26 protein-coding genes are annotated in these 24,626 nt (G+C 32.5%); 6 read left to right on the top strand and 20 right to left on the bottom strand.

Annotated elements, in window-relative coordinates; translation table 11 throughout:
* Position 1: 1 nt before the first annotated feature.
* From ER639_RS00650 to ER639_RS00615, 8 genes are all read right to left on the bottom strand, one after another.
* A complete protein-coding gene (locus ER639_RS00650) occupies positions 2-1,084 on the bottom strand; it encodes an ABC transporter ATP-binding protein (protein WP_129063820.1) in 1,083 nt (360 codons plus the stop codon).
* 9 nt (positions 1,085-1,093) lie between these two features.
* The gene (locus ER639_RS00645; protein ID WP_129063819.1) at positions 1,094-1,636 is read right to left on the bottom strand and encodes a helix-turn-helix domain-containing protein; all 543 of its coding nucleotides are present in this window, start codon (positions 1,634-1,636) and stop codon (positions 1,094-1,096) included.
* Between the two features lie 125 nt (positions 1,637-1,761).
* Positions 1,762-2,037, bottom strand: a complete 276-nt coding sequence (locus tag ER639_RS00640) for a UPF0223 family protein (RefSeq protein WP_129063818.1) — start codon at positions 2,035-2,037, stop codon at positions 1,762-1,764.
* Between the two features lie 67 nt (positions 2,038-2,104).
* The gene (gene lpdA, locus ER639_RS00635; protein ID WP_129063817.1) at positions 2,105-3,511 is read right to left on the bottom strand and encodes a dihydrolipoyl dehydrogenase; all 1,407 of its coding nucleotides are present in this window, start codon (positions 3,509-3,511) and stop codon (positions 2,105-2,107) included.
* Between the two features lie 3 nt (positions 3,512-3,514).
* A complete protein-coding gene (locus ER639_RS00630) occupies positions 3,515-4,813 on the bottom strand; it encodes a dihydrolipoamide acetyltransferase family protein (protein WP_129063816.1) in 1,299 nt (432 codons plus the stop codon).
* Between the two features lie 61 nt (positions 4,814-4,874).
* Complete coding sequence (locus tag ER639_RS00625; RefSeq protein WP_129063815.1) at positions 4,875-5,852, bottom strand: alpha-ketoacid dehydrogenase subunit beta; 978 nt, start codon at positions 5,850-5,852, stop codon at positions 4,875-4,877.
* 3 nt (positions 5,853-5,855) lie between these two features.
* Positions 5,856-6,971 carry a pyruvate dehydrogenase (acetyl-transferring) E1 component subunit alpha gene (gene pdhA / locus ER639_RS00620; RefSeq protein ID WP_129063814.1) on the bottom strand — a complete coding sequence of 372 codons (1,116 nt, stop codon included), beginning with the start codon at positions 6,969-6,971 and terminating at the stop codon, positions 5,856-5,858.
* Positions 6,972-7,145: 174 nt separating this feature from the next.
* Positions 7,146-7,781, bottom strand: coding sequence for a YkyA family protein (locus ER639_RS00615; RefSeq protein ID WP_164993310.1), 636 nt, complete (start codon positions 7,779-7,781; stop codon positions 7,146-7,148).
* Positions 7,782-7,900: 119 nt separating this feature from the next.
* On the opposite strand from ER639_RS00615, the gene def reads away from it, so the two are divergent.
* Complete coding sequence (gene def, locus ER639_RS00610; RefSeq protein ID WP_129063812.1) at positions 7,901-8,455, top strand: peptide deformylase; 555 nt, start codon at positions 7,901-7,903, stop codon at positions 8,453-8,455.
* A gap of 64 nt (positions 8,456-8,519) precedes the next feature.
* Here def and ER639_RS00605 read toward each other — a convergent pair whose 3' ends face one another.
* Both ER639_RS00605 and ER639_RS00600 read right to left on the bottom strand, forming a co-directional pair.
* Complete coding sequence (locus ER639_RS00605) at positions 8,520-8,786, bottom strand: hypothetical protein (RefSeq protein ID WP_129063811.1); 267 nt, start codon at positions 8,784-8,786, stop codon at positions 8,520-8,522.
* Position 8,787: 1 nt separating this feature from the next.
* A complete protein-coding gene (locus ER639_RS00600) occupies positions 8,788-9,570 on the bottom strand; it encodes a Cof-type HAD-IIB family hydrolase (protein WP_129063810.1) in 783 nt (260 codons plus the stop codon).
* A gap of 209 nt (positions 9,571-9,779) precedes the next feature.
* Between ER639_RS00600 and ER639_RS00595 the strand changes: the two genes are divergently transcribed.
* Both ER639_RS00595 and rnjA read left to right on the top strand, forming a co-directional pair.
* Positions 9,780-9,992: a DNA-dependent RNA polymerase subunit epsilon gene (locus ER639_RS00595; RefSeq protein ID WP_129063809.1), complete on the top strand. Its 213-nt coding sequence runs from the start codon at positions 9,780-9,782 to the stop codon at positions 9,990-9,992.
* Entirely contained in the window at positions 9,992-11,683 is a 1,692-nt protein-coding gene (rnjA, locus tag ER639_RS00590; protein ID WP_129063808.1) for a ribonuclease J1, read from the top strand. The genes ER639_RS00595 and rnjA overlap by 1 nt, the downstream gene beginning before the upstream one ends.
* 23 nt (positions 11,684-11,706) lie before the next feature.
* Here the strand turns inward: rnjA and ER639_RS00585 are convergent, their stop codons facing one another.
* Genes ER639_RS00585 through ER639_RS00575 form a run of 3 tightly spaced genes read right to left on the bottom strand, consistent with a single transcriptional unit; the run spans position 11,707 to position 14,741 of the window.
* On the bottom strand, positions 11,707-12,369 hold the full coding sequence (locus tag ER639_RS00585; RefSeq protein WP_129063807.1) for a potassium channel family protein: 663 nt from the start codon (positions 12,367-12,369) through the stop codon (positions 11,707-11,709).
* A 12-nt stretch (positions 12,370-12,381) separates the two neighbouring features.
* Complete coding sequence (locus ER639_RS00580) at positions 12,382-13,401, bottom strand: cytochrome d ubiquinol oxidase subunit II (protein WP_129063806.1); 1,020 nt, start codon at positions 13,399-13,401, stop codon at positions 12,382-12,384.
* A complete protein-coding gene (locus ER639_RS00575) occupies positions 13,401-14,741 on the bottom strand; it encodes a cytochrome ubiquinol oxidase subunit I (RefSeq protein WP_129063805.1) in 1,341 nt (446 codons plus the stop codon). The genes ER639_RS00580 and ER639_RS00575 overlap by 1 nt, the downstream gene beginning before the upstream one ends.
* 221 nt (positions 14,742-14,962) lie before the next feature.
* Here ER639_RS00575 and ER639_RS00570 point away from each other — a divergent pair, with 221 nt between their 5' ends.
* Positions 14,963-15,199 carry a glutaredoxin family protein gene (locus tag ER639_RS00570; protein WP_483306216.1) on the top strand — a complete coding sequence of 79 codons (237 nt, stop codon included), beginning with the start codon at positions 14,963-14,965 and terminating at the stop codon, positions 15,197-15,199.
* Positions 15,192-16,040: a metallophosphoesterase gene (locus ER639_RS00565; RefSeq protein WP_129063803.1), complete on the top strand. Its 849-nt coding sequence runs from the start codon at positions 15,192-15,194 to the stop codon at positions 16,038-16,040. The genes ER639_RS00570 and ER639_RS00565 overlap by 8 nt, the downstream gene beginning before the upstream one ends.
* Before the next feature lie 28 nt (positions 16,041-16,068).
* On the opposite strand, the gene ptsP is transcribed toward ER639_RS00565, so the two are convergent.
* From ptsP to auxA, 5 genes are all read right to left on the bottom strand, one after another.
* Entirely contained in the window at positions 16,069-17,781 is a 1,713-nt protein-coding gene (ptsP, locus tag ER639_RS00560) for a phosphoenolpyruvate--protein phosphotransferase (protein ID WP_129063802.1), read from the bottom strand.
* The gene (locus tag ER639_RS00555) at positions 17,781-18,047 is read right to left on the bottom strand and encodes a phosphocarrier protein HPr (RefSeq protein WP_129063801.1); all 267 of its coding nucleotides are present in this window, start codon (positions 18,045-18,047) and stop codon (positions 17,781-17,783) included. Before ER639_RS00555 ends, ptsP begins: the two co-directional genes overlap by 1 nt.
* A gap of 200 nt (positions 18,048-18,247) precedes the next feature.
* On the bottom strand, positions 18,248-18,787 hold the full coding sequence (locus ER639_RS00550) for a DUF697 domain-containing protein (RefSeq protein ID WP_129063800.1): 540 nt from the start codon (positions 18,785-18,787) through the stop codon (positions 18,248-18,250).
* Between the two features lie 66 nt (positions 18,788-18,853).
* On the bottom strand, positions 18,854-20,014 hold the full coding sequence (locus ER639_RS00545) for a class I SAM-dependent rRNA methyltransferase (RefSeq protein WP_129063799.1): 1,161 nt from the start codon (positions 20,012-20,014) through the stop codon (positions 18,854-18,856).
* A gap of 303 nt (positions 20,015-20,317) precedes the next feature.
* On the bottom strand, positions 20,318-21,571 hold the full coding sequence (gene auxA / locus ER639_RS00540) for a lipoteichoic acid stability factor AuxA (RefSeq protein ID WP_129063798.1): 1,254 nt from the start codon (positions 21,569-21,571) through the stop codon (positions 20,318-20,320).
* Between the two features lie 142 nt (positions 21,572-21,713).
* On the opposite strand from auxA, the gene ER639_RS12185 reads away from it, so the two are divergent.
* Positions 21,714-21,863 carry a hypothetical protein gene (locus tag ER639_RS12185; protein WP_164993309.1) on the top strand — a complete coding sequence of 50 codons (150 nt, stop codon included), beginning with the start codon at positions 21,714-21,716 and terminating at the stop codon, positions 21,861-21,863.
* 33 nt (positions 21,864-21,896) lie between these two features.
* On the opposite strand, the gene purD is transcribed toward ER639_RS12185, so the two are convergent.
* Both purD and purH read right to left on the bottom strand, forming a co-directional pair.
* Complete coding sequence (gene purD, locus ER639_RS00535) at positions 21,897-23,129, bottom strand: phosphoribosylamine--glycine ligase (protein ID WP_129063797.1); 1,233 nt, start codon at positions 23,127-23,129, stop codon at positions 21,897-21,899.
* 10 nt (positions 23,130-23,139) lie between these two features.
* Positions 23,140-24,618, bottom strand: a complete 1,479-nt coding sequence (purH, locus tag ER639_RS00530; protein ID WP_129063796.1) for a bifunctional phosphoribosylaminoimidazolecarboxamide formyltransferase/IMP cyclohydrolase — start codon at positions 24,616-24,618, stop codon at positions 23,140-23,142.
* Positions 24,619-24,626 lie beyond the last annotated feature (8 nt).

The raw sequence follows: 24,626 nt of genomic DNA, 5'->3' as shown, positions 1-24,626 counted from the left end.
GCTACACCTCGTACGACTCGATACGCGCATCAAACTCTTCTTCAGTTTCACCTGGTAACATAATGTGGATAGCTTCATCATCAAAAGTTAATCCGACCATTTCGCCTATCACAGCACGTTTCGTAGAATGAATAATCCACTCATTCCCACTCTCATCAAAACAACAAATTTCATAATGCACCCCTCTAAATAATTGTGAATCAACTTTTGCAGGAATCTTTCCTTTTTCTACCGTCGTTAATTCAATATCTTCAGGTCGAATCACAACATCCACTTGTGCATCTTGTTTAAATCCTTTGTCAACACAGCTATATCGTTTGCCATAGATTTCAACGACATAATCATCTCTCATAATGCCTGAGACAATATTAGATTCACCAATAAAGTCAGCAACATATCGATTCACAGGTTCATCATAAATATCTAGTGGTGTCCCACTTTGTTCAATTCTTCCTTTATTCATGACAAAAATATAATCACTCATCGCTAATGCTTCTTCTTGATCATGAGTGACAAAGATAAATGTAATGCCTAAACGTTGTTGTATTTCACGTAATTCATATTGCATTTCTGTACGCAATTTCAAATCTAATGCACTTAAAGGTTCATCTAGTAAAATGATTTCAGGTTCATTTACAATTGCACGTGCTATTGCTACACGTTGTCTTTGTCCACCTGACATTTCTTTTAAGTTTCTTTTTTCGAAACCTTCCAACTTCACAAGTTTTAATGCATCAGTTACTTTTTGCTTTATTGTTTTATTGTCCATTTTTTTGATACGTAAACCAAATGCTACATTCTCATAAACATCTAAATGAGGAAATAAAGCATAGTCTTGGAATACAGTATTTACACGTCTTTTATTTGCAGGGATATCATTGATTACTTTGTCATCAAAGATGATGTTGCCTTCTGTAGGTTTTTCAAAACCTGCAATCAATCTCAAAATTGTGGTTTTCCCACAACCAGATGGTCCTAACAATGTGTAAAACTTACCTTCTTCAATATCAAAATTGATATGATTTAATACTTGAGTATCACCATAAGATTTTGATACATTTTCAAAAGTAATTGATTTCTTCATAATATCCCCCTATAAATAAGATTCTGTCGCAACGATTAATACGCGTACGTCCTCTTTTGTATCATTAAATAGTTGATGAGATTCATTCGCTTTAAAATAAAAAGATTCTGAAGCATTGGCTTTATATATTTTTTTACCAATTCGAAGACTCGCAACACCTTCTAAAACATAAATAAAGCTTTCTGACATACTCGGTTCAAACTTTTTATACTCACATCCTGGCTTTAAAGTAATAATTACCGGTTCCATATCATATTCATTTGAATCTGGAACAAGCCATTTGAGTAAATAACCATTATCATATTCATCATAAATGGTATGTTCTTCAACAGGATAATAAATACGTTGATCGAATAATTTTTCGTTAAAGAAGTCTTTCGGCTCAGAACCTAAAACTTCTAATATATTAAAGAACGTTTCCATTGAGGGAGAACACAAATTACGCTCTAATTGTGAGATGTAGCCTTTAGATAAATCTGTACGTTCTCCTAATTCTTCTTGTGTTAAATTCTTTTGTCGGCGCAAATCTTTAATCTTCTTACCGATATCCATAATGTCACACCTTTATTGTTTAATAATAATAAACTTTTTGTTTAACTATTATTAAATTTATCAAATTTTATGAAATGATTCAATCCAATTTCCAAATTTTTAATAAAAATAGGCAACTTGATTTTTTATTTCATAGAAATGAATTTTTCATTATTTTCTTTTGCTTTTTTTAATCTTTGAATCACTGGATAGCCATCAAATCCAGATACTTGTTTAAATGATTTGTATATATTATTTTCATCAGATTTCATTGGTGCCACTTTTTTAAATGCACGATATAACACATTCAAATCCTCAGTATTTACTTTTGACTCATACGCTGACTCAACTGCTGCTAAAAAATTTACCACATCAATAATTTCTTCTTTTGTCCATGACGGATCAATAGGATAACTATACATATTTTACCTCCATAAAAAAACGCTATTCTAATTAAAGAATAGCGTTTTTAAAATCATAACTCAACAATTACATAGTATGGATTGGGTTACCAAGCGCAACTTCCGCTGCTTCCATTGTAATTTCACCTAAAGATGGGTGAGCATGGATTGTTAATGCGATATCTTCAGCTGTCATTCCTGTTTCAATCGCTAAACCTAATTCAGCAATAATGTCAGATGCTCCAGAACCAGCAACTTGAGCACCGATTAATAAGCCATCTTCTTTTAATGTAATTAATTTTAAGAAGCCATCAGTTTCACCGATTGATAATGCACGTCCGTTAGCTGCATATGGGAATTTAGAAGCTTTATAATCTAAACCTTCTTCTTTAGCCATTGCTTCAGTATAACCAACTGTAGCTAATTCAGGCTCTGTGAAACATACTGCTGGGATTGCTAAGTAATCCACTTCTGCAGCTTCTCCAGCGATTGCTTCTGCAGCAACTTTACCTTCATAAGAAGCTTTGTGAGCTAATGGAGGTCCAGCAACGATATCACCGATTGCAAAAATGTTTTCAACTGAAGTACGGCCTTGTACGTCTACTTCAACTAAACCACGATCAGTTAATTTAACACCGATTTCTTCTAAACCGATATCATTAGTATTTGGACGACGACCAACAGTTACTAAACAGTAGTCTGCTTCAATAACTTTAGTTTCACCTTTAGCTTCGTAAGTTACTTTAACACCAGTTTCAGATTCTTCAGCAGATTTTGCCATCGCTTGAGTAACGATTTCAACACCTTTAGCTTTTAAACCTTTTTTAACAACTTGTGTCATTTGTTTTTCGAATCCACCTAAAATGTCTTTAGCACCTTCTAAAATAGTAACTTTTGTACCAAAGTTAGCGTAAGCAGTACCTAATTCAGATCCGATGTATCCTCCACCAACAACAACTAAGCTTTCTGGAATTTCAGTTAAAGCTAAAGCACCTGTTGAATCGATAACACGTTTGTTAAATTTGAAGTTTGGAATCTCGATTGGACGAGAACCTGTAGCGATGATTGCATTTTTGAAAGTATAAGTTTGAGATGATTTTTCAGTCATCACTTTTAAGTTGTTCGCATCAACGAAGTAAGCTTCGCCTTCAACGATTTCAACTTTGTTACCTTTTAATAATGAACCTACACCACCAGTTAACTTTTGAACAACGCCATTTTTGAATTCTTGAACTTTTGAGAAATCAACTGTTACATTTTCAGCTTTGATTCCGAAGTCTTCAGAATGTTTAGCAGTCTCATATTTATGAGAAGCTGATAATAAAGCTTTTGAAGGAATACAACCAACGTTTAAACAAACGCCACCTAATGATCCTTTTTCAACGATTGTTACTTTTTGTCCTAATTGTGCTGCACGAATTGCTGCTACATATCCCCCAGGACCTGCTCCAACGACAATAGTGTCTGTTTCAATAGGAAAATCTCCAACTACCATAAATTACCCCTCCATTAATAATAATTCTGGATTATTTAATAAACGCTTAATATGGTTCATAGCATTTTGTCCAGTTGCGCCATCGATTTGACGGTGGTCAAAACTTAATGATAATGCTAATACTGGTGCTGCAACGATTTCACCATCTTTAACGATTGGTTTTTGTGCAATACGGCCAATACCTAAAATAGCAACTTCTGGGTGGTTAATTACTGGAGTAAACCATTGTCCACCAGCTGAACCTATATTACTAATTGTACATGATGCACCCTTCATTTCGCTAGGTGTAAGTTTACCATCACGTGCTTTTACTGCTAATTGGTTGATTTCATCTGAAATTTGGAAAATTGATTTACGGTCAGCATGCTTAACAACAGGTACTAATAAACCTCTTTCAGTGTCAGCAGCAATACCGATATTGTAATAATGTTTATGAACAACTTCTTCAGTTGCATCATCTAATGATGTATTTAATGCTGGATATGCTTTTAATGCTGATACTAAAGCTTTAACAACATAAGGTAAGAATGTTAACTTAATACCTTGTTCAGCAGCGATATCTTTAAATTTCTTACGGTGATCCCATAATGCAGACACTTCAATTTCATCCATTAATGTAACGTGAGGTGCTGTATGTTTAGAGTTAACCATTGCTTTAGCAATTGCTTTACGCATTGCAGGAATTTTTTCACGTGTTTCTGGGAAGTCGCCTTCTGGTGCTGCGATTGGTGCTTTAGGAGCTTCTGTTTTAGCAGCTTCTGCAGGCGCTTCTGATTTCGCTTCTGCAACAGGTGCAGCTTGACCACCATTTAAGTAAGCTTCAATGTCAGCTCTTACAACACGGCCATTTTTACCTGTGCCTTGAACAGCTTTAATGTTTACTCCATTGTCGCGAGCAAATTTACGTACTGAAGGCATTGCAATAACACGGCGATTTTCGTCAACTTCTACGTTTTGAGCTGGTGCAGCTGCTTTAGTTTCTTCTTTAGCAGGTGCTTCCTCTTTAGATTCTTGAGCTGGTGCTTCTTCATTAGCTTCTTCACCATGCGAATCTGCTGGTGCATCAGGCGCATCGATGATGATGATAACATCTCCTAAGTTTGCAACTGTACCTTCTTCAACAACAACTTCTAATACTTTACCTGAAACAGGTGATGGAATCTCAACTACAGATTTATCATTTTGTACTTCACATAAAACATCATCTTCATTTACAGTGTCGCCAGCAGCGAAGAACCACTTAACGATTTCACCTTCAAAAATACCTTCACCTAAGGCTGGTAACTTAAATTCAAATGCCACAATTAATTCCTCCTAAATTAAATAGTAGAAAAGGGATTTGCATCCCTATTCATTTTATCAATTAAAATTCTAATACTTTTTTAGCTTCAGTAACGATGTCGTTTACATTTGGTAACCAAACATTTTCTGCTTGAGTGAATGGATAACATGTATCTGGAGCTGAAACGCGACCGATAGGTGCTTCTAAACTTAAAATTGCACGTTCTGAAATTTCAGAAACAACGTTTGCACCAATACCTGCTTGTTTTTGAGCTTCTTGAACAACTAATACACGACCAGTTTTTTCAACTGAACCAATGATTGTATCGATATCTAATGGTTGAACAGTACGTAAGTCAATAACTTCTACTGAGTGACCATCTTTTGATAATTGCTCAGCAGCTTTCATTGATTCTTGAACCATTGCACCATATGTAATGATTGATAAGTCAGTACCTTCTTGTTTCACTGCAGCTTTACCAATTTCAACAGTGTATTCTTCTTCAGGTACTTCTTCACGGAATGAACGGTATAATTTCATGTGCTCTAAGTAAACAACTGGATCGTTGTCACGAATTGCTGAAATTAATAAACCTTTTGCATCATATGGATTTGAAGGAATAACTACTTTTAAACCAGGTGTTTGTGCAACTAAACCTTCTAAGTTATCTGCGTGTAATTCAGGAGTATGTACACCACCACCAAAAGGTGAACGGATTACTACAGGCGCAGTTTTTGTACCACCTGAACGGAAATATTGACGAGATAATTGTGCAGCTAATGAGTCAAATACTTCGAATACGAAACCGAAGAATTGAATTTCCATTACTGGACGGAAACCAGTTAATGATAAACCTACTGCTAAACCACCAATACCTGATTCTGCAAGTGGTGTATCAAATACACGGTCTTCTCCGAATTCTTTTTGAAGTCCTTCAGTCGCACGGAATACACCACCGTTGACACCAACGTCTTCTCCGAAAACTAATACGTTTTCGTCATTTTTAAGTTCTGTTTGAAGCGCATTTGTAATCGCTTGAATCATTGTCATTTGTGCCATGACTTATTTCGACTCCTTCTCTTTAAAAATTTCATATTGCTCTTTTAAGTTTTGAGGCATTTCACCTGAATACATTAACTCAGCTAATTGAGAAACTGTTTGTTTAGGTGTAGCATCTGCTTCTTTAATCGCAGCTTTAATATCTTCTTTAGCTTTTTCAATGATTTCATTTTCTTTTTCTTCATTCCATAATCCTTTTGCTTCTAAGAATTTACGGAAACGTACTAAAGGATCTTTTTTAACCCATTCAGCATCTTCATCTGAAGTTCTGTAACGTGTTGGGTCATCCCCAGCCATTGTATGTGGACCATAGCGGTAAGTCATTGTTTCAATTAAAGTTGGACCTTCGCCAGCAATTGCTCTATCACGTGCTTCTTTAGTTACAGCGTATACAGCTAAAGCATCCATACCATCTACAACGATACCTGGAATACCTACAGCTACTGCTTTTTGAGCTAACGTTTTAGCACCTGTTTGTTTTGAACGAGGTGTAGAAATTGCATAGTTATTATTTTGAATAACAAAAATCGCAGGCGCTTTAAATGCAGATGCAAAGTTAATACCTTCGTAGAAGTCACCTTGTGATGATCCACCGTCACCAGTATAAGTGATTGCTACAGCTTGCTCTCCACGTTTTTTAAGACCTAAAGCAACACCAGCAGTTTGTACATATTGCGCACCGATGATGATTTGAGGAGCTAATGCACGAACATTTTCAGGCATTTGTGAACCAACAAAATGACCACGAGACCATAAAAATGCTTTTGTTAATGGTAAACCTTGCCAGATTAATTGAGGTACATCACGGTAACCTGGTAAGATGTAATCTTGTTGTTCTAAAGCATAGCTTGATGCTAATTGAGAAGCTTCTTGACCAGCTGTAGGTGCATAGAAACCTAAACGTCCTTGTCTATTTAAAGCAACTGAACGTTGATCTAAAACACGAGTCCATACCATACGTGTCATTAATTCAACTAATTGCTCATCACTTAAGTCAGGCATTAAATCTTCATTTACAACATTTCCATCTAAATCTAATACTTGAACTACTTCAAATTTTGATTCAATTTCATTTAAAACTGAAACTGCGTCAAATCCGGCTTTTTTCTTAACAGCCATCTTTTTCACCAAACCTTTCGATATTTTGTATTACACTACTAACATATCATATCACAAATCTGTAGTAGTGTTAAACAAAAAATATTTTACAAAAATATTGCATAACTCCAGTTGTTATACTAACTGTACTAATAAAAAAGAGAATTCTGTTATATATCAGAATTCGCTTTCATTTTACTTATCATTTAATATTTTTACGATGTCTTTTTTTTCTTTTTCAATGGCTCTTAAAGTTGCTGTATAGTCTGATGTTTGTTCCCCAAATTTTTGCTTCGTTTTTTCTAAATCTTTCAATTTGTCATTAACTACTTTACTGCTTAAATTTTGGCCTTCTAAATATTTAAAGATATCTGTTTCTTGTTTAATAATTTTTCGATACCCTGTCATTAAGACAGCGTGTTTACGATATTTATCTTCAACTTTATAAATTAAATCCGTTGCTTCTTTCTTTTGTGTTTTATCTTCAATCTTTTTAGCTTCTTTTAAAGATGATTCAAATAATGTTTTAGATTCAGCAATAGCTTTTTCTTCAACATCCACTTCATGTGTACGTTTCTTAGTATTCTCTAATAAATCTTTAGCTGCTTTATTAATCACTTCAAGTTTACCTTTATTAATTTTGTTAAATAATTTTATTTTTTCTTGTTCCAACTTTTGCATATTTTTATTTGACTCAATAATTGGTGCCTCTGCCTTATTCGCTTTAGCTACTTTTGAATAAAATGATTCCAATTGTTTTGTATCTTGTCCACATGCAGCCAGTAAACTTGAACTCAGTAATAATGTCACAACGATTTTTAATGTTTTCATACTTTTCCTCCTTAACATATCTATACAATGGTAGCTTGTTTTTAAATTTTTTTCAAATATACTATAATAGATATATCATTAGACGTTAAAATTTTGCGTATATAAAAAGGAGTAAATACATGTTAACAATGACAGATATTATTCGTGACGGACATCCAACGTTACGTGAAAAAGCACAAGAAGTGGCACTTCCAATTTCAGCAGACGATAAAAAAACCATCGATGAGATGCTAGAATTTCTTAAAAATAGCCAAGATGAAAAAATGGCTGCTAAATATAAATTAAGAAGTGGTGTCGGCATTGCTGCACCTCAAATTAATATTTCAAAGCGCATGCTTGTCATTCATTTTTATGATGACCAAAAGGATACATATGTGACACATCAACTAATCAATCCTAAAATTGTGAGTCATAGTGTAGAAATGGCATATTTACCTCAAGGTGAAGGGTGTTTAAGTGTAGATGAAAACATTCCTGGCTTAGTTCATCGTTATGCTAGAGTGACTGTTAGTGCATTTACACCAGATGGCGAACAAGTGAAACATCGTTTTAATGGTTTTACTGCAATCGTTTTACAACATGAATTAGACCATTTAAATGGCGTTATGTTTTATGATCACATTGATAAAAAAGACCCACTCACACCTAAACCAGGTGCGATTGAATTAAAATAATAATTCAAAAATAAAATAATATTATAAAAGGCCCTTTCAAAAATGAAAGGGCCTTATGTTTGAATTAAATAAAATCATCATTACGTTTTGTATAGGGTATTTGTTTATCATCTAAAAACTTAATAATTTCTCTAGCAGATGCAATATCTAAAAATACAGGATCTTTACTACGAGGTGCTGTATGTACTTCTTGATTACAGTCATTTAATGAACTATATACATAATTCATCACGATGTCTTGACCTCTTTTATTAAACTCCAAAGTTTCTAATGTCACTTCTCTTTTTTTGAATTCTTCAACAATCTCCTGTTTAATACTTTCTAAATTCATATTACTCACGTCCTATCAATCCTATTTTCAAAAATGCTTTATATAAACCATCATTAGAAACATCATCTGTCACTAAATCTGCAATGGCTTTTAAATTTTCAACACCATTTCCCATAACAATACCATAACCAATGCCCTCTATCATTTCAAAATCATTATTGCCATCACCAACAGCAATTGCATCTTTAATGTCTTGGTTAAAATGATTACAGAACCTTTTTATGCCTTCTAATTTTGAACCGTTACTTGGTACAACATCTCGACTCACTTCATGCCATCTGTAAAATTTAAATGATGCAAACTTATCATCGTAAATGACTTCATCTTTTTTATCATGGAACATCAATGCTTGATATATTGGTTCATTTTGAACGATAGCTTCTTCTTTTTGGGGATGTTTTATTTTAATAGAATTTAAACTTTTTTCAATGTCATTATGAAAGTCAACATTTGAAACCATTTTATCTTCAGTGAAAAATACCATCGGATGATTGTTTTCTGTCGCTAATTGCTCTAACTCTAACAGTTCTTTTTTATTTAATGGATTTAAATAAATATTTTCTCCATCAACGTGAACAATCTGACCGTTCAATGCCACATAATTTTTAATCCCAGTATCTTTCAATACTTTTTGTAACATTAAAGGTGCTCTACCACTTGCAATTGCTAAAGTGTGCCCATCAGCTTGTAACAAATTAATTGCTCTTAATGCACTTTCAGGTATTTCACTGTCATGATTATAAATTGTACCGTCTACATCTAAAAAGATTAATTTTTTTTGCATAGTAAACCCTCCATCATTTTAATGATACTATATTATGGATTGTTTTCATAAGTTTATGTTTAATGCTTTACAATGAACTGAGTCGTCATGTAATATAATAGTAACTAACATATTATTCATGTTTTGTACGGTTCAAAGTTGCCCTAGACTGCTAGGGCATTCTTTGTGTATATCATAAATGATTTTATAAGATTTTAGGAGGCTATCAAATGGCTATATTTAAAGTATTTTTTCAAGAAAACAAAGCAGAGGTAATTATTCGTGAAAACACACAAGTAAAATACTTCGAAGCAGTAAGTGAAGAGCAAGTTAGAAGATATTTATTAGATCGTCCTTACAATATTGAATTTGTTCAAAAATTAGAAGGTGCTCATTTAGAATATGAACAAAAGTCACCTGCGTATAACGTGGAGACAATTTAATGAAATCTCTACTACCAAATCATGAGGTAGGTGTATTCGCTCTTGGTGGTATGGGCGAAATCGGTAAAAATACATATGCGATTGAATATCGAAATGAAATTATCGTAATTGATGCTGGTATCAAATTTCCAGAGGACGAGTTACTTGGTATCGATTACGTAATACCGGATTACACTTACTTAATCCAAAACAAAGAAAAAATTAAAGGATTATTTATCACTCACGGACATGAAGACCATATTGGTGGTGTACCATTTTTATTAAAACAATTAAACATTCCCATTTATGGTGGTCCATTAGCATTAGGATTAATTCGAAACAAATTAGAAGAACATCACCTCTTAAGAACTGCATCTTTAAATCCTATTGATGAAAACAGTGTATTTGAATTCGACAATTTAAAAGTTTCATTTTATTTAACGACACACTCTATTCCTGAAGCATATGGTGTTATTGTAGATACGCCTGAAGGTAAAATTGTACATACTGGTGACTTTAAATTTGACTTTACGCCTGTTGGAGAGCCTGCAAATATTGCGAAAATGGCCGCACTAGGTGAAAGTGGTGTTTTATGTTTACTATCTGATTCTACAAATGCTGAAGTTCCTAATTTTACAATTTCAGAAAGAGAAGTTGGACAAAATGTTGAGCACATTTTTAGAAAGTGTAAGGGGCGTATTATTTTTGCGACCTTTGCATCAAATATTTATCGTGTACAACAAGCGATTGAAGCTGCCGTAAAATTTGACCGTAAAATTGTTATTTTCGGTCGTTCAATGGAGAATAACATTAAAATTGGTACGGAACTAGGATACATTAAAGTACCACCTGAAACGTTTGTTGAAGCGAATAAAATTAACAATATTCCAAAACATAAACTACTCATTCTATGTACAGGATCTCAAGGTGAACCGATGGCAGCTTTATCAAGAATCGCCAATGGTACACATCGACAAATTCATATTATTCCAGATGATACTGTTATTTTCTCATCTTCACCTATTCCAGGTAATACTTTAAGTGTCAATCGTACAATCAATGCTTTATATAAAGCAGGTGCAGATGTTATTCATGGTAAATTATCTAATATCCATACTTCTGGACATGGATCTCAAGAAGAACAAAAGTTAATGTTACGCTTAATGAAACCTAAGTTTTTCTTACCTATTCACGGTGAATATCGTATGCAAAAATTACATGGTCAACTAGCAATTGAATGTGGTGTCCCAAAAGAAAATATTTTCTATTTTGAAAATGGAGATGTCTTAGGATTAACAAAAGACAGCGCAAGACATGTTGGCCGTATTCCATCAGGTAATGTATTTGTAGATGGTAATGGTATTGGTGATATTGGCAATGTTGTCATTAAAGATCGAAAGATATTATCTGAAGAAGGTTTAGTCATTGTAGTGGTAAGTATTGACTTTAATACAAATCAGTTATTAAGTGGACCTGATATTATTTCTAGAGGATTTGTATATATGCGAGAATCTGGTCATCTGATTTATGATGCAAGTCGCATGCTTAAGAAAAAAGTCATCGAAAAGTTAAATTCAGAAGAAAACTTAGAATGGCATCATATTAAAAACACAATCTCAGAAAATTTATCTCCATACTTATATGAAAAAACTAAACGTAAACCAATGATTCTTCCAATGATAATGGAAGTAAATAAAGATAAAAACGCTTAAAGCAAAGCTTTAAGCGTTTTTTATTATTCATTGACGATTTTCTTTTCAAAGCGATTAATGTCTTTATCATGACCAATCATAATTAAAATATCACCATCTAATATCATTTCATTTGGATCTGGTGATACTGTAATTTCTTTACCACGTTTAATCGCGATAATATTTAATCCGTAATTTGCTCGAATATCTAATTCAAGAATTGTATTATTTCTTAATTGAGCACCTGCTTGAATTTCTACAATTGAATGTTCATCTGATAACTCTAAATAATCTAATACAGAAGCACTTGCTACATTATGAGCAATTCGTCTTCCCATATCGCGTTCTGGATGCACTACAATATCAGCACCAATTTTACTTAATACTTTTGCATGATAATCATTTTGTGCTTTAGCAGTTACTTTCTTAACACCTAAATCTTTCAAAATCAGTGTCGTTAAAATACTTGCTTGAATGTTTTCTCCAATTGCGACAATCACATGATCAAAGTTGCGAATACCCAAACTTTTTAATACTGTTTCGTCAGTTGTATCTGCAATTACTGCGTGTGTTGCGATATCTGCATATTCATTGACACGTGCTTCACTTGTATCAATTGCCATGACATCCATATCAAGTGCATTTAACTCTCTTACAATACTACCGCCAAAACGACCAAGACCGATCACAACAAATTCTTTTTCCATAAATACCCCTCTTTATTTCTTTTTGCCTTTAACATAATCTGCATCAAAAACAAATAATCTTAATAACAATATTAAAGAAGGAATAAGTAAAAGTAAACCTAATATAAATACAATCACTAAAGAAAATGCCATTGATTCATTTACAACTGATTTATCAATATTAACATATGGATAAATGATGTATGGTAATTTACTTATACCATAACCATAAAATGCAAAAGCAAATTGGAGTAATACAAAAATAAATGCAATGCTTAAATATTTCTCAAAATAGTACATCAATAATGCGATGATAAAAAATACAATACTTAAACCAAATACCCACCAATATTGACCAGTAGCTACTTCAAAATGTGATCTATTGTGTTGTCTTAAACTTAGGAACACAAACTGACAAATAATCAACATAGGTAAAGCCCAAATTAAATACCAGTTTCTTAATAAACGATATGCTTCTGTATCTTTTGCTTTTTGCGCATATACTGTTAAGAATGCTGATGAGATAAACAACACAGATACGATTGAAAGCAATACAACACTCCATGCATATGGACTCATAAGCAATTCAACCCAATCTAAGATTACACCATGTGCATTTTTTGTGATGAATTTACCTTCTGAAATGGTTAACACAGTAGAAAACGCTGCTGGAATTAATAATCCAGTTACACCATATAAAAATTTCCATGCTGTTTTAGAATCTTTACCATACGTTTCGAATGCATAAAAACTACCGCGGATGGTTAAAAGTATTAATGCAACACTTCCCGGTATTAACAATGTTGATCCGAAATAATATGCTGTATCTGGAAAGAATCCCACAATACCTACAAAGAAGAATACCAAAAAGACATTCGTTACTTCCCATACAGGGTTTAAATATCTTGAGATTACATTATTGATCACGTGTTCTTTCTTTGTTAGATGTGCATATAACATAAAAAATCCTGCACCAAAATCAATTGCACCAACAATGATATAGCCAAATAAAAAGGTCCAAAGCACTAAAATTCCAATATGCTGATAATCCATTATGATTGACCTCCTTCATATTGCATCATATCTTTAGTTGCTGAACGGTCTTTAAACAACCTTATTAACACATAACTACATGAGAATCCTAATATTATGTAAAGAATACCAAATGCCACTAAAGTTAAACTTACTCCATCGGCATGTGTCGCACCATCTACTACTTTTAAGAACCCACGTAAGAGCCAAGGTTGACGTCCCATTTCAGCTAAGAACCAACCAAATTCTATCGCAAGCATACTCATCGGTCCTGTTAAAGCAACTAAATATAGTAACCATGATTTTTCTATCCATAATGGTTTAAACTTCAATGCTATTAAATAAATGATACTAATTGCAAAACTCAACATTCCAAAAATAACCATCAAATCAAAGAAATAATGGACGATTAATGGTGGTCTTTCATCTGCCTTAATATCATTTAAACCTTTAACAACTGTACTTGTACTACTATCTGCCAAGAAACTTAAAAGGCCAGGTAATTCAAGCGCTCCCTTAATCTCTTGTGTCTTTTCATCTAATACACCAAACAAAATTAAATTGGCATTGTCACTTGTATCAAAATGCCATTCCATCGCTGCAAGCTTTTCAGGTTGTTCATGATGTAAAAATTTCGCTGAAACATCTCCAGCAACAATTGTTAAAATACTAAATATTAAACCAATAATCATCGTTAATTTAAGTGCTAATTGGTGATATGATTTATCTTCTTTAAATTTATTTCTCATCAACTTTACAGCTGCAATACTTGCTAACACAAATGCAATTGTCATACCACCTGTTGCAATTACATGAAAACTTCTTACTAAAAATGATGGGTTAAACATTGCTTGAATTGGATCAATATTTACTAAATGACCGTTCTTTAACTCAAATCCAGCAGGTGTATTCATAAATGAATTGACACTAGTAATAAATAATGCACTTAGTGTTGAACCAATCACAATAGGAATGTTAAGCAACCAGTGCATCCATGGATTTTTGAAACGATCCCATGTATATAAATATATACTTAAAAAAATGGCTTCAAAGAAAAATGCAAAAGTTTCCATAAATAAAGGTAACGCAATAACTTGTCCACCTAATTGCATAAATGTTGGCCACAGTAACGATAACTGTAAACCAATGATTGTCCCTGTTACAACACCTACTGCAACTGTAATTGTAAATCCTTTAGACCATCGCCTTGCCATCGTAATATATTTAATATCTTTTTTACGTATACCTAACCCTTCGGCAACCATGAACATTAGCGGCATACCGACACCTATAGTTGCAAAAATAATATGAAATCCTAACGTCATTGCAGTTAATATACGGCTAATAATGACTGAATCCATTTATATCCCTCCAATATGTGATATCTATCACAAAACATTACTTTCAGTATATCAAAATTGCTTAAAAAAACCATTGATTCGTAATATGATATTGTGACAATTTCGTGATGGAAATTTATTGTTCATTATTCCGTCACCATTTAGGGTATAATACATAATGGTTTAAAAAAATAATGGTTTAACGGTATATTTTTTGTAGCAAAAAAGAAAGGAAGATAGTCATGATAGAAATTTATACACAAAATCAATGCCCACCTTGCACCTATGTCAAACAATACTTTAAAGATAAAAATATCCCCTTTGTTGAAAAAAATATTCAACAAAACCAGCAATATAAAATTGAAATGATCGATTATAATGCCATGAGTACACCATTAATAAAAATAAACGAATCACTCATATATCAAGTCGATATCGACGAAATTGAGCGTATTTTAAAGCGTGAACACTATGTTTAAACTCATCAAACATGCTGTATTTACTGCCATCGACTTATTTGGTACACAACTCATACCACTAATGAAGGATAACGCAAAAAAGAACTTAGAGATAAAAAAGATTAAATTACCAATTTTAAAACAACAACATAAAGAAGGATTACGCATTGTCCATATTTCAGATTTACATATCGGATTTCAATATCAATATGAAGATTTGATTCAACATATTGAAATGATTAATGCACTTGAACCCCATATCGTTGCCATTACCGGAGATTTATTTGATAATTTAAGAACGATTAAACAAAATCCTTTCAAGTACATTCCTCTATTAAAAACTATTAAAGCATCACATGGTGTTTATTTTTGTTACGGAAACCATGACCAACGTATCTTTATGTCAAATGATTATTTAGACATCCTATCAAACAGCAATATTACTTTGTTGAATAATTATGGTCATACGATTGAATATGATGGGGAATTGATTTATTTATGTGGGACTGATGATATTATTAATGCCTCAGGGAATATTTCTCAAGCCTTATCAAATCGCCCTCATCAAAACATGCCAACCATTGTACTTGTACATGAAGGTGATTATGCTGATTTTACAAAACGTTTTAAAGTTGACTTACAACTTTCTGGCCATTCACACGGTGGACAAATAAGATTACCGATTGTTGGTGCTCTCGTAAAACCAAAACTTGGTTCTAAATATGTAAAGGGTTTATATAAACTCAAATACAAAAAACATCGAATGTATCTGCATGTATCAAAAGGTCTTGGCACAACACATTTACCTATTCGATTATTTTGTAAAAAAGACATTACACTTATAACTTTAAACAAAAAATAACCGTACCAATGTACGGTTATTTTTGTATTTATTGAATTTCGTTAACTAATGCAACAACTTCTTCTTGCGTAGCACAATTAATTGCTTTTTCAGCTAATTTTTTCATGTCAGCTTGAGATAAGTTTTTAATTTGTTTACGCGCTTTTAAAATGCTCGTTGCACTCATTGAGAACTCATCTAAACCTAAACCTAATAATAATGGAATTGCAGTTGTATCTCCTGCCATTTCACCACACATACCAGTCCATTTACCTTCTTTATGACTTGCATCAATAACTTGCTTCACAAGTCTTAAAATTGCAGGGTTATACGGTTGGTATAAATAAGATACACGCTCAGACATACGATCTGCTGCCATTGTATATTGAATTAAGTCATTTGTACCGATACTAAAGAAGTCAACTTCTTTAGCAAAGATATCAGCCATTGCTGCTGTTGAAGGAATCTCTACCATGATACCTAATTCAATATCATTAGAAACATTAACACCAGATTCAGCAAGTTTTGACTTTTCTTCTTCTAAGATAGCTTTTGCAGAACGGAATTCGTTAATTGTAGCAATCATAGGGAACATGATACTTAATTTACCGAATTCAGATGCACGCAATAATGCACGTAATTGTGTTCTGAAAATATCTTGTTGATCAAGGCATAAACGAATTGCACGGTAACCTAAGAATGGATTCATTTCTTTCGGTAAATTTAAATAAGGTAACTCTTTATCGCCACCAATATCTAAAGTACGTACTACAACACGCTTGCCTTCCATTGCAGATAAAACTGTTTTATAAGCTTCAAACTGCTCATCTTCAGATGGCATTTGATCACGGCCCATGTATAAAAATTCTGTACGGTATAACCCAATACCTTCAGCACCATTATTTTTTACACCTACTAAATCGTCAGGCGTTCCAATATTGGCTGCTAATTCTACATGAACACCATCTTTTGAAACTGATGGATCATTGATCAATTGTTTTAATGCTTCTTTTTCAGCGATGAATGCTGATTGCTTTTCTTTGTATGATTCAATTACAGAAGCTTCTGGATTGATGATGACTTCACCAGTTGAACCATCTACGATGACAATATCACCTTCTGAAACTTGTTCAGTAACATCTTTAGTACCAACAACTGCTGGAATTTCTAAAGAGCGGCTCATAATAGCTGAGTGAGATGTACGACCACCAATGTTTGTAACAAATCCTTGTACAAATTCTTTGTTTAATTGTGCTGTATCTGAAGGTGTTAAATCTTCAGCAATAATAACAACACTTTCATCAATCATACTTGGATTTGGTAATTTAACTCCTAAAATATGAGATAACACACGTTTAGATACGTCGCGAATATCCGCAGCACGTTCTTTCATATATTCATTGTCCATTGACTCAAAAATTGTAATAAAGTTTTGAGCAACTTCCATTAATGCAGACGCCGCATTAGCTTGATTATTTTTAATGTTATCTTCAATTGGAGAGATTAATTCAGGATCTTCTAATACTAATAAATGCGCATCGAAAATAGCAGCTTTATCAGCACCTAATGCAACTTCCGCGTTATTTCTAATTTGCATTAATTCAACTTTTGATTGATTAATTGCATTTTGAAACTTTTCAACTTCAGCTGAAACATCAGAAATTTTGTCATTTGAATATGATAAATCAGGCTCAATTAATAAATAAGCTTTACTAATTGCGATACCATCAGAAGCACCAATCCCGTTTAATGATTTTGCCATTATGCAGTTAAACCTTCTTTAGATAAAACTTCACTAATTGCTGCGATTGCTTCTTTTTCATCTGAACCTTCAGCATAAATAGTGATTTCTGCGCCTTTACCAACACCTAAACTCATAACACCCATGATTGATTTTAAGTTAACTTTTTTACCGTTGTATTCTAATTGAACATCTGAGTCAAATTTACTAGCAGTTTGAACTAACATTGTAGCTGGACGAGCGTGGATACCTGTTTCATCAATAATAACGTAAGAATTTTGTTCCATGTTAAAAATCTCCTTTATGTATGCTTAATATGTTTTTATATAAACCATGTCTATACGTTGTTAGAATACCAAATTTAAAGTATTTATTCAATGAATTAAATTTTTATGTAACCGTATTCAATCGTTTTCAAATAACGTGTTTTGTTCAACAATACACATTATGTGTAAAAAGATATTAACGTTTAAAAATTAGACAATTTTTATTCTGTCATTAATGCACGTGCAACTTTTTCACATTTTTCAATATGCATCATGCCCATTTTTCTCATCATATAATAACTGATTGTACCAGATACCGCTTGACCTACTAATGGTACCCATTTTGATTGCTTCATTAATTCACGCTTCGCAATCATTTTCATAATAACAGCGACTAAAGATTTTGAGATTTTCTTTCCAATGAAATCACTACCTTGTTTTGCTGCGTTAAACATAACTTTTTGCTTCAAATCATCAGAATAACCATTCACTTGTTTATGACTTAAACCATATTCTTTATTGATTTGTTCAATAATGTCCGTCATTAACTTTAAATCAGCTGTAACATCTAATCCTGGAATTGGAACAACAGCTGCTGCTGAACTCATTAATGATTTATTATGAATCATTTTTTCCGCATTCTCTCTTCTAGTAACTAACTCTGCTTCACTTTGAGGTAATACTTTTTTATTAATTGTTGTTTTATTTTTTTGATTGAACTGCTTTGCTGCAGTATTAATAATCGTATCTAAAATAGCCATAATATGCCTCCTAAATTCTTTGATGTTATAGTATTCCCCAATTGATGACATTTTAATCTTTCAATATTAACCTACTCTAATGAAGATGACTTTCAAATACTTTGATGGTTTATATTTATCCGTCGTTTTAAAGTCTTTTGGAAGACCCATTACCGCTTCAATTTCATAATCAGTATGTTTTAATGTTGCTTCTATCATCGATTTAAATGATTTTAGCGAATAGTTGGATGCATTCGTAGAAAGTACTAAATAACCATTTCTTTTTAAAATCGGCAAACTATTGATAATTAATTCATCATAATTTTCTTTTACTGAAAATACTTTCTTCTTATTTCTTGAAAAGCTTGGCGGATCAATCACAATACAATCAAATACTTTATTGTGACGCTTAAAATATTTCAGTGCGTCAAAAGCGTCTAATGTAAAGTAACTTTGTGCTTCAACATCTAGGCTATTAATGCCGAAATTGGTTTTCATTAATTCAATTGAACGATTCGCAATATCAACGTTCGTAGTTTTCATACCAATATCAGCACAGTTTAACGAGAAGCCTCCTGAATAAGCAAACAAATTCAACATTTGTTTTCCTGGATAATTTAGTCTTCTTAATTTCTTACGCACTTCACGCTGATCTAAAAATAATCCCGTCATCGGGCCTTCTGTAAAATCAATAGAATAGAACAACTGATGTTCTTCAATCATAATTGGAAAATCTGCTTCTGTTTCTGATAAACAATGTGTTGGCACGTCGTGTTCAAATCTTAATTTTTCATAAATTGTTTTATACTCAAAAATACGCTTTACAGCCTCTAATATAATACTTTGATATTGATAAACACCTTTTGAGTAGAATGTTAAAAGTAAATGACCATCATAATTATCAATCGTTAATCCACCGAAATGATTGCCACTTTCATTAAATAAACGAAACGCATTCGTTTCTGATGATTGATATAAAGATTTTCTCTCATTAAGCGCCTTATCAAAAAGTTCTTGAAAATAAGTCACATCAAGTGTATTGATTTTTTGTTCACTCACTTTCCATCCAATCCCTTTATTTTGGATACCAAAATAAAATGTACCAAGTACTTCTTGTTCAGGAGTGACTAATAAAAACAATTCTCCTTCTTGCATATTTTGAAAGTTTTCAACGTCCGCTTTTTCTAAGCAAACATAACCTGTTCTATATTTATGTATTTTGTTAGATTTTAATGTGATGGTTTTCATACTTTGCTCCTTATCATTTTATCCTCACTATAACACAATAATGGTAATTCTCCTATTCGCATAAGAGATATAATACCTGTGTATAAAAACAAAAAAGACGAGACTTAAGTCTCGTCATCGTTCAACTAATAAAAACATGTATAGAAGCGATTCCCCAATGCACTTCTCCCATCCAATGTAAACGTTTACTTTATTATCATAATTGATTTATTTACTTTTTGCAAGCGCTTTTTCACAATCATTTTTAGCTAATACACCGTTATTATCATGTATTATCAAAACTTTGTGAAAAACTTCATTTGATTAATATCGTTTGCGAATATGAATGAGATAAATAGGAATTGCTAAAACAAAAATTAATAAAAGGATTGGTGGTATAAATAAACTTAAATTAATGCCTTTAAATATCATCAAATAAATACCTGTTAACACTTTTATCATAATAAAACTAATCGTGAATAATTGCCCGAAGTAACCTCGATTCTTTAAATGAATCAATAAAGTAAAATATAGATATGCAATAATGACGGCAATAAATCCTATCAAGTTGATCCATTCATAGAAATATTGCATTTTTACCACATTAATTTTACTCGCTGAAAATAATACATTTCTATTATTAAGTTCAATTAAGGACAATATTAATATTAGCCCACTACATAAGATTTCTATATGAAATACTTTAAACCATTTTGGTTTTCTCATCCAATTTGGGATATCTTCTTCTTGCAAATCAATCTTATCTTTAATGCGTTGTTTCGTTTTTTGGTAATGGATCATTATTTTTTCATCGATTTTTAAAGATGAGTTATTAATTTTTTCGAATGTATGATTTGTACTTTCTTGTATTTTTTTATTCCAATCAGAATCACGAGTAATACGATTACTATTCGTTGTTAATGTACGTTTTAAAAACACATAATTTACTAATGACATCGTAGCTAAAAGTGTCATTACAATTAAATAAAAATTAATACTCATTAAATCTAAAGGCGTAACGCGCTCTTCGCTTAAATTATCATACACAACATTTTGCGTTATAAAGTAAGCTAAGAAATATAAAAAGATTAAAAACATAAAATGCATTTTTCTCATCTTTATATTTAATGCTTTACGATTTAAAACATAAAAAACAAACACTATAAATAAAATACAATATAATAAACTAAACCAACCATATACTTCATACATTAAAATGGTTGTAAGTAAAAATAAAACGATAGAAAATAATAAATAAATATAAGCAATGTTTTTATCATAAATGATTGTTTGTTTCAGTTTTCTACTTATATAGAAGAATGCTAAACCAATCATAATTAAGACTGCCCCATAAATATACGCAAATTGATGGATATAGTGACTTAATATTTTGATCAATTCAAAGCTATAAATATTTATGAAATCAATAAATCGATACATATTCAATTGATTGATTGCAATGTCTTTAAAATGCATTATTTGATGCCCTTGTATTAAAATAAAAGTGCCTAGTCCTGTAAAAATGGCAAATAATACATAACCAATGATGATTTCAAAATGTTTTTTTATATAATTCATGATTCCACCTCAATTAGCATTATAAGTAATATTTGCACATATGTCTTTGATTTTAGTAAAAATCATGCTTAAGTATGAGATGTGATGTTTATAACTTCATTGCAAGGGTAAAGATAATTATCAAGTTAAAGGAGTGTTGACGATGAGTGAACAATTAGATAACTTTAAAAAAGACGCAGAAAAGGCAAAGGATCAAGTTTTAGAAAAAGATTTTGCCAAGGAAGATAAAGAAGAAAATAAAGACAATAAAAACGATTCAATTAAAGAAGATATTCAAAAAACTTTCGAATAAATAAAAACCGCTATCGATGATAGCGGTTTTTATTTATAATCCTTTATTGCCTATATCATTACGGTAAAACAAGCCTTCACAATCAATGGCTTTAACATTTAAATATGCATTACTTTGTGCCTCTTGTAGTGATTCACCTTCACCAAGTGCAATCATCACTCTACCACCGTTCGTAACAAAACCTTCGTCAGTTTGCTTTAACGCACTTACGAAATAATGTTCTTGGAAATCATATCCTTTAACAAGGTGACCTTTTTCATAACTTCCTGGATAACCTTTTGAAGCAAGTACTACTCCACAAATCGTTTTGTTTTTCCAAACTAAATCTATTGATTTTTTGTTTTCTAATGCTTCTAAAATATCCATAAAATCAGATTCAAGTCTTGTTAATAATACTTGGCATTCAGGATCGCCAAATCTCGCATTATATTCAATAACTTTAGGTCCATCACTCGTTACAATTGCACCAACATAAAGCAATCCAAAATAATTCAATCCTTCTTCATGCATTGCTTTAACTGTAGGATATACGATTTCTTCATATGTTCTTTCTAAAGTTTCATCAGAAATATGACTTACTGGACAATATGCACCCATACCACCTGTATTCGGTCCTAAATCACCATCGAATGCACGTTTGTGATCTTGAGCAATCGTATCAAATGGAATGCAGAAATCATCATTAACGAAAACCATTAATGAGAACTCTTCCCCTTCAAGATATTCTTCAAAGACAACTTTCACATTTCCTTCTTCATAAAATGTTTGAACAGCTTCCATAGCTTCTTCATCAGTCATTGCCACAATAACACCTTTACCAGCAGCTAGACCGTCATATTTAATTACGATAGGTGCTTTATGCGTTTCTAAGTAATCTAATGCTTCTTGTTTATTTTCTATCGTTTGATAAGTCGCTGTTGGAATTTGATATTTCTTCATAAGTTCTTTAGCAAATGCTTTAGAACCTTCCATTTGTGCAGCTTTTTGATTTGGACCAAATACTTTAATGTTTTTACTTTGTAATAAATCTGCTAAACCATCAATTAAAGGTTGTTCAGGTCCAATAACCACATAATCAATCGCTTCATCTAAACAAAATTGTACAATGGCATCATGATTTGATTCTTCAATTGCAACAATGGTTGCTTCTTTTTGCATCGCATCGTTTCCAGCGATAACATAAACTGAATCAACATGCTTTGATGCTTTAATTTTTCTTACTAGTGCATGCTCACGACCACCAGATCCAATTACTAATACTTTCATTGAAATCCTCCTAATGTTTGAAGTGTCTTACATCTGTCATGACCATTGCGATGCCAAATTCATTTGCTTTATCAATTGAATCTTGATCTTTGATTGAACCACCTGGTTGAACAATGCATTTTATACCCGCTGCATGTGCAGTTTCTACTGTATCACTCATTGGGAAGAATCCATCCGAAGCTAATACAACATTGTCATTCATTTCAATAGCACGTTCAATCGCAATTTTAGCAGCACCTACACGGTTCATTTGACCTGCGCCAATACCAACTGTTTGTTTGTCATTTGCTAGAACAATGGCGTTTGATTTTACACTCTTTACAACTTTCCAGCCTAATTCAATCGCTTTCCACTGTGCTTCAGTAGGCTCAGTATTTGTAACGACACGCATATCGTCACGTTTAACATTTAATAAATCTTTATCTTGAACTAAATAACCGCCTGAAACTGACACAAATTCTTTTTCTTTTTCATCTAAAGACATGTCAATTTCTAATAAGCGAAGGTTTTTCTTTTGCGTTAATAAGTCCAGTGCCTCTTGTGAAAATTTAGGTGCAATAATGACTTCTAAGAATATTGCATGCATTTTCTCTGCAGTTTTTAAATCTACTTCACGGTTTAAAGCAACGATACCGCCGAAAATACTTTGACTATCTGCATCGTATGCATTTTGGAATGCAGCTTCAATAGTTTCTCCTGTACCAACACCACATGGGTTCATATGCTTAACTGCAACAGCAGCTGGTATATCGAATTGTTTAACTAGATTTAATGTTGCATCAGCATCTTTAATGTTATTGTAGCTTAGTGCTTTACCATGTAATTGTTTTGCACCAGCTAATGTATTATTCGCTTCGCTCGTACGAATAAACTCAGCTTTTTGATGTGGATTTTCACCGTAGCGAAGTGTTTCTTTATTACCACTAAAGAAATTAACAATTGCTTCATCATAATGGTTCGTATGGCTAAATACTTTTACCATTAAAGATTTACGGAATTCATAATCAACTGTATTATTTTTCAATTTTTCAACGATTGTTGCATAATCACTTGGATCCACAACAGTAATTACATGTTTGAAGTTTTTTGCTGATGAACGTAACATTGTTGGTCCACCAATATCAATGTTTTCAATAGCATCTGCTTCTGTTACATCTGGTTTTGCCACTGTTGCTTCAAATGGATATAAGTTAACTGCAACCAAGTCAATTGGTGCAATATTGTGTGTTTCCATTGCTTTAACATGTTCCTCATTATCGCGATCCGCTAAAATACCGCCATGAATGTTTGGATGTAATGTTTTTACACGTCCATCCATAATTTCAGGAAAGTTTGTTAATTCACTCACTGATTTAACTGGTACATTTGCATCAACTAATGCTTGTTTTGTACCACCTGTTGAATAAATTTCAAAATCTAAACTTACTAAATTTTGAGCAAATTCAACGATACCTGTTTTATCTGATACACTTAATAATGCTTTTCTCACGTTAAAAC

The organism is Macrococcus sp. DPC7161 (assembly GCF_004117835.1).
Classification (GTDB): Bacteria; Bacillota; Bacilli; order Staphylococcales; family Staphylococcaceae; genus SDSC01.
Note: the sequence above shows the minus strand (reverse complement) of the source record. Positions and strands in the feature narration are given on the sequence as shown.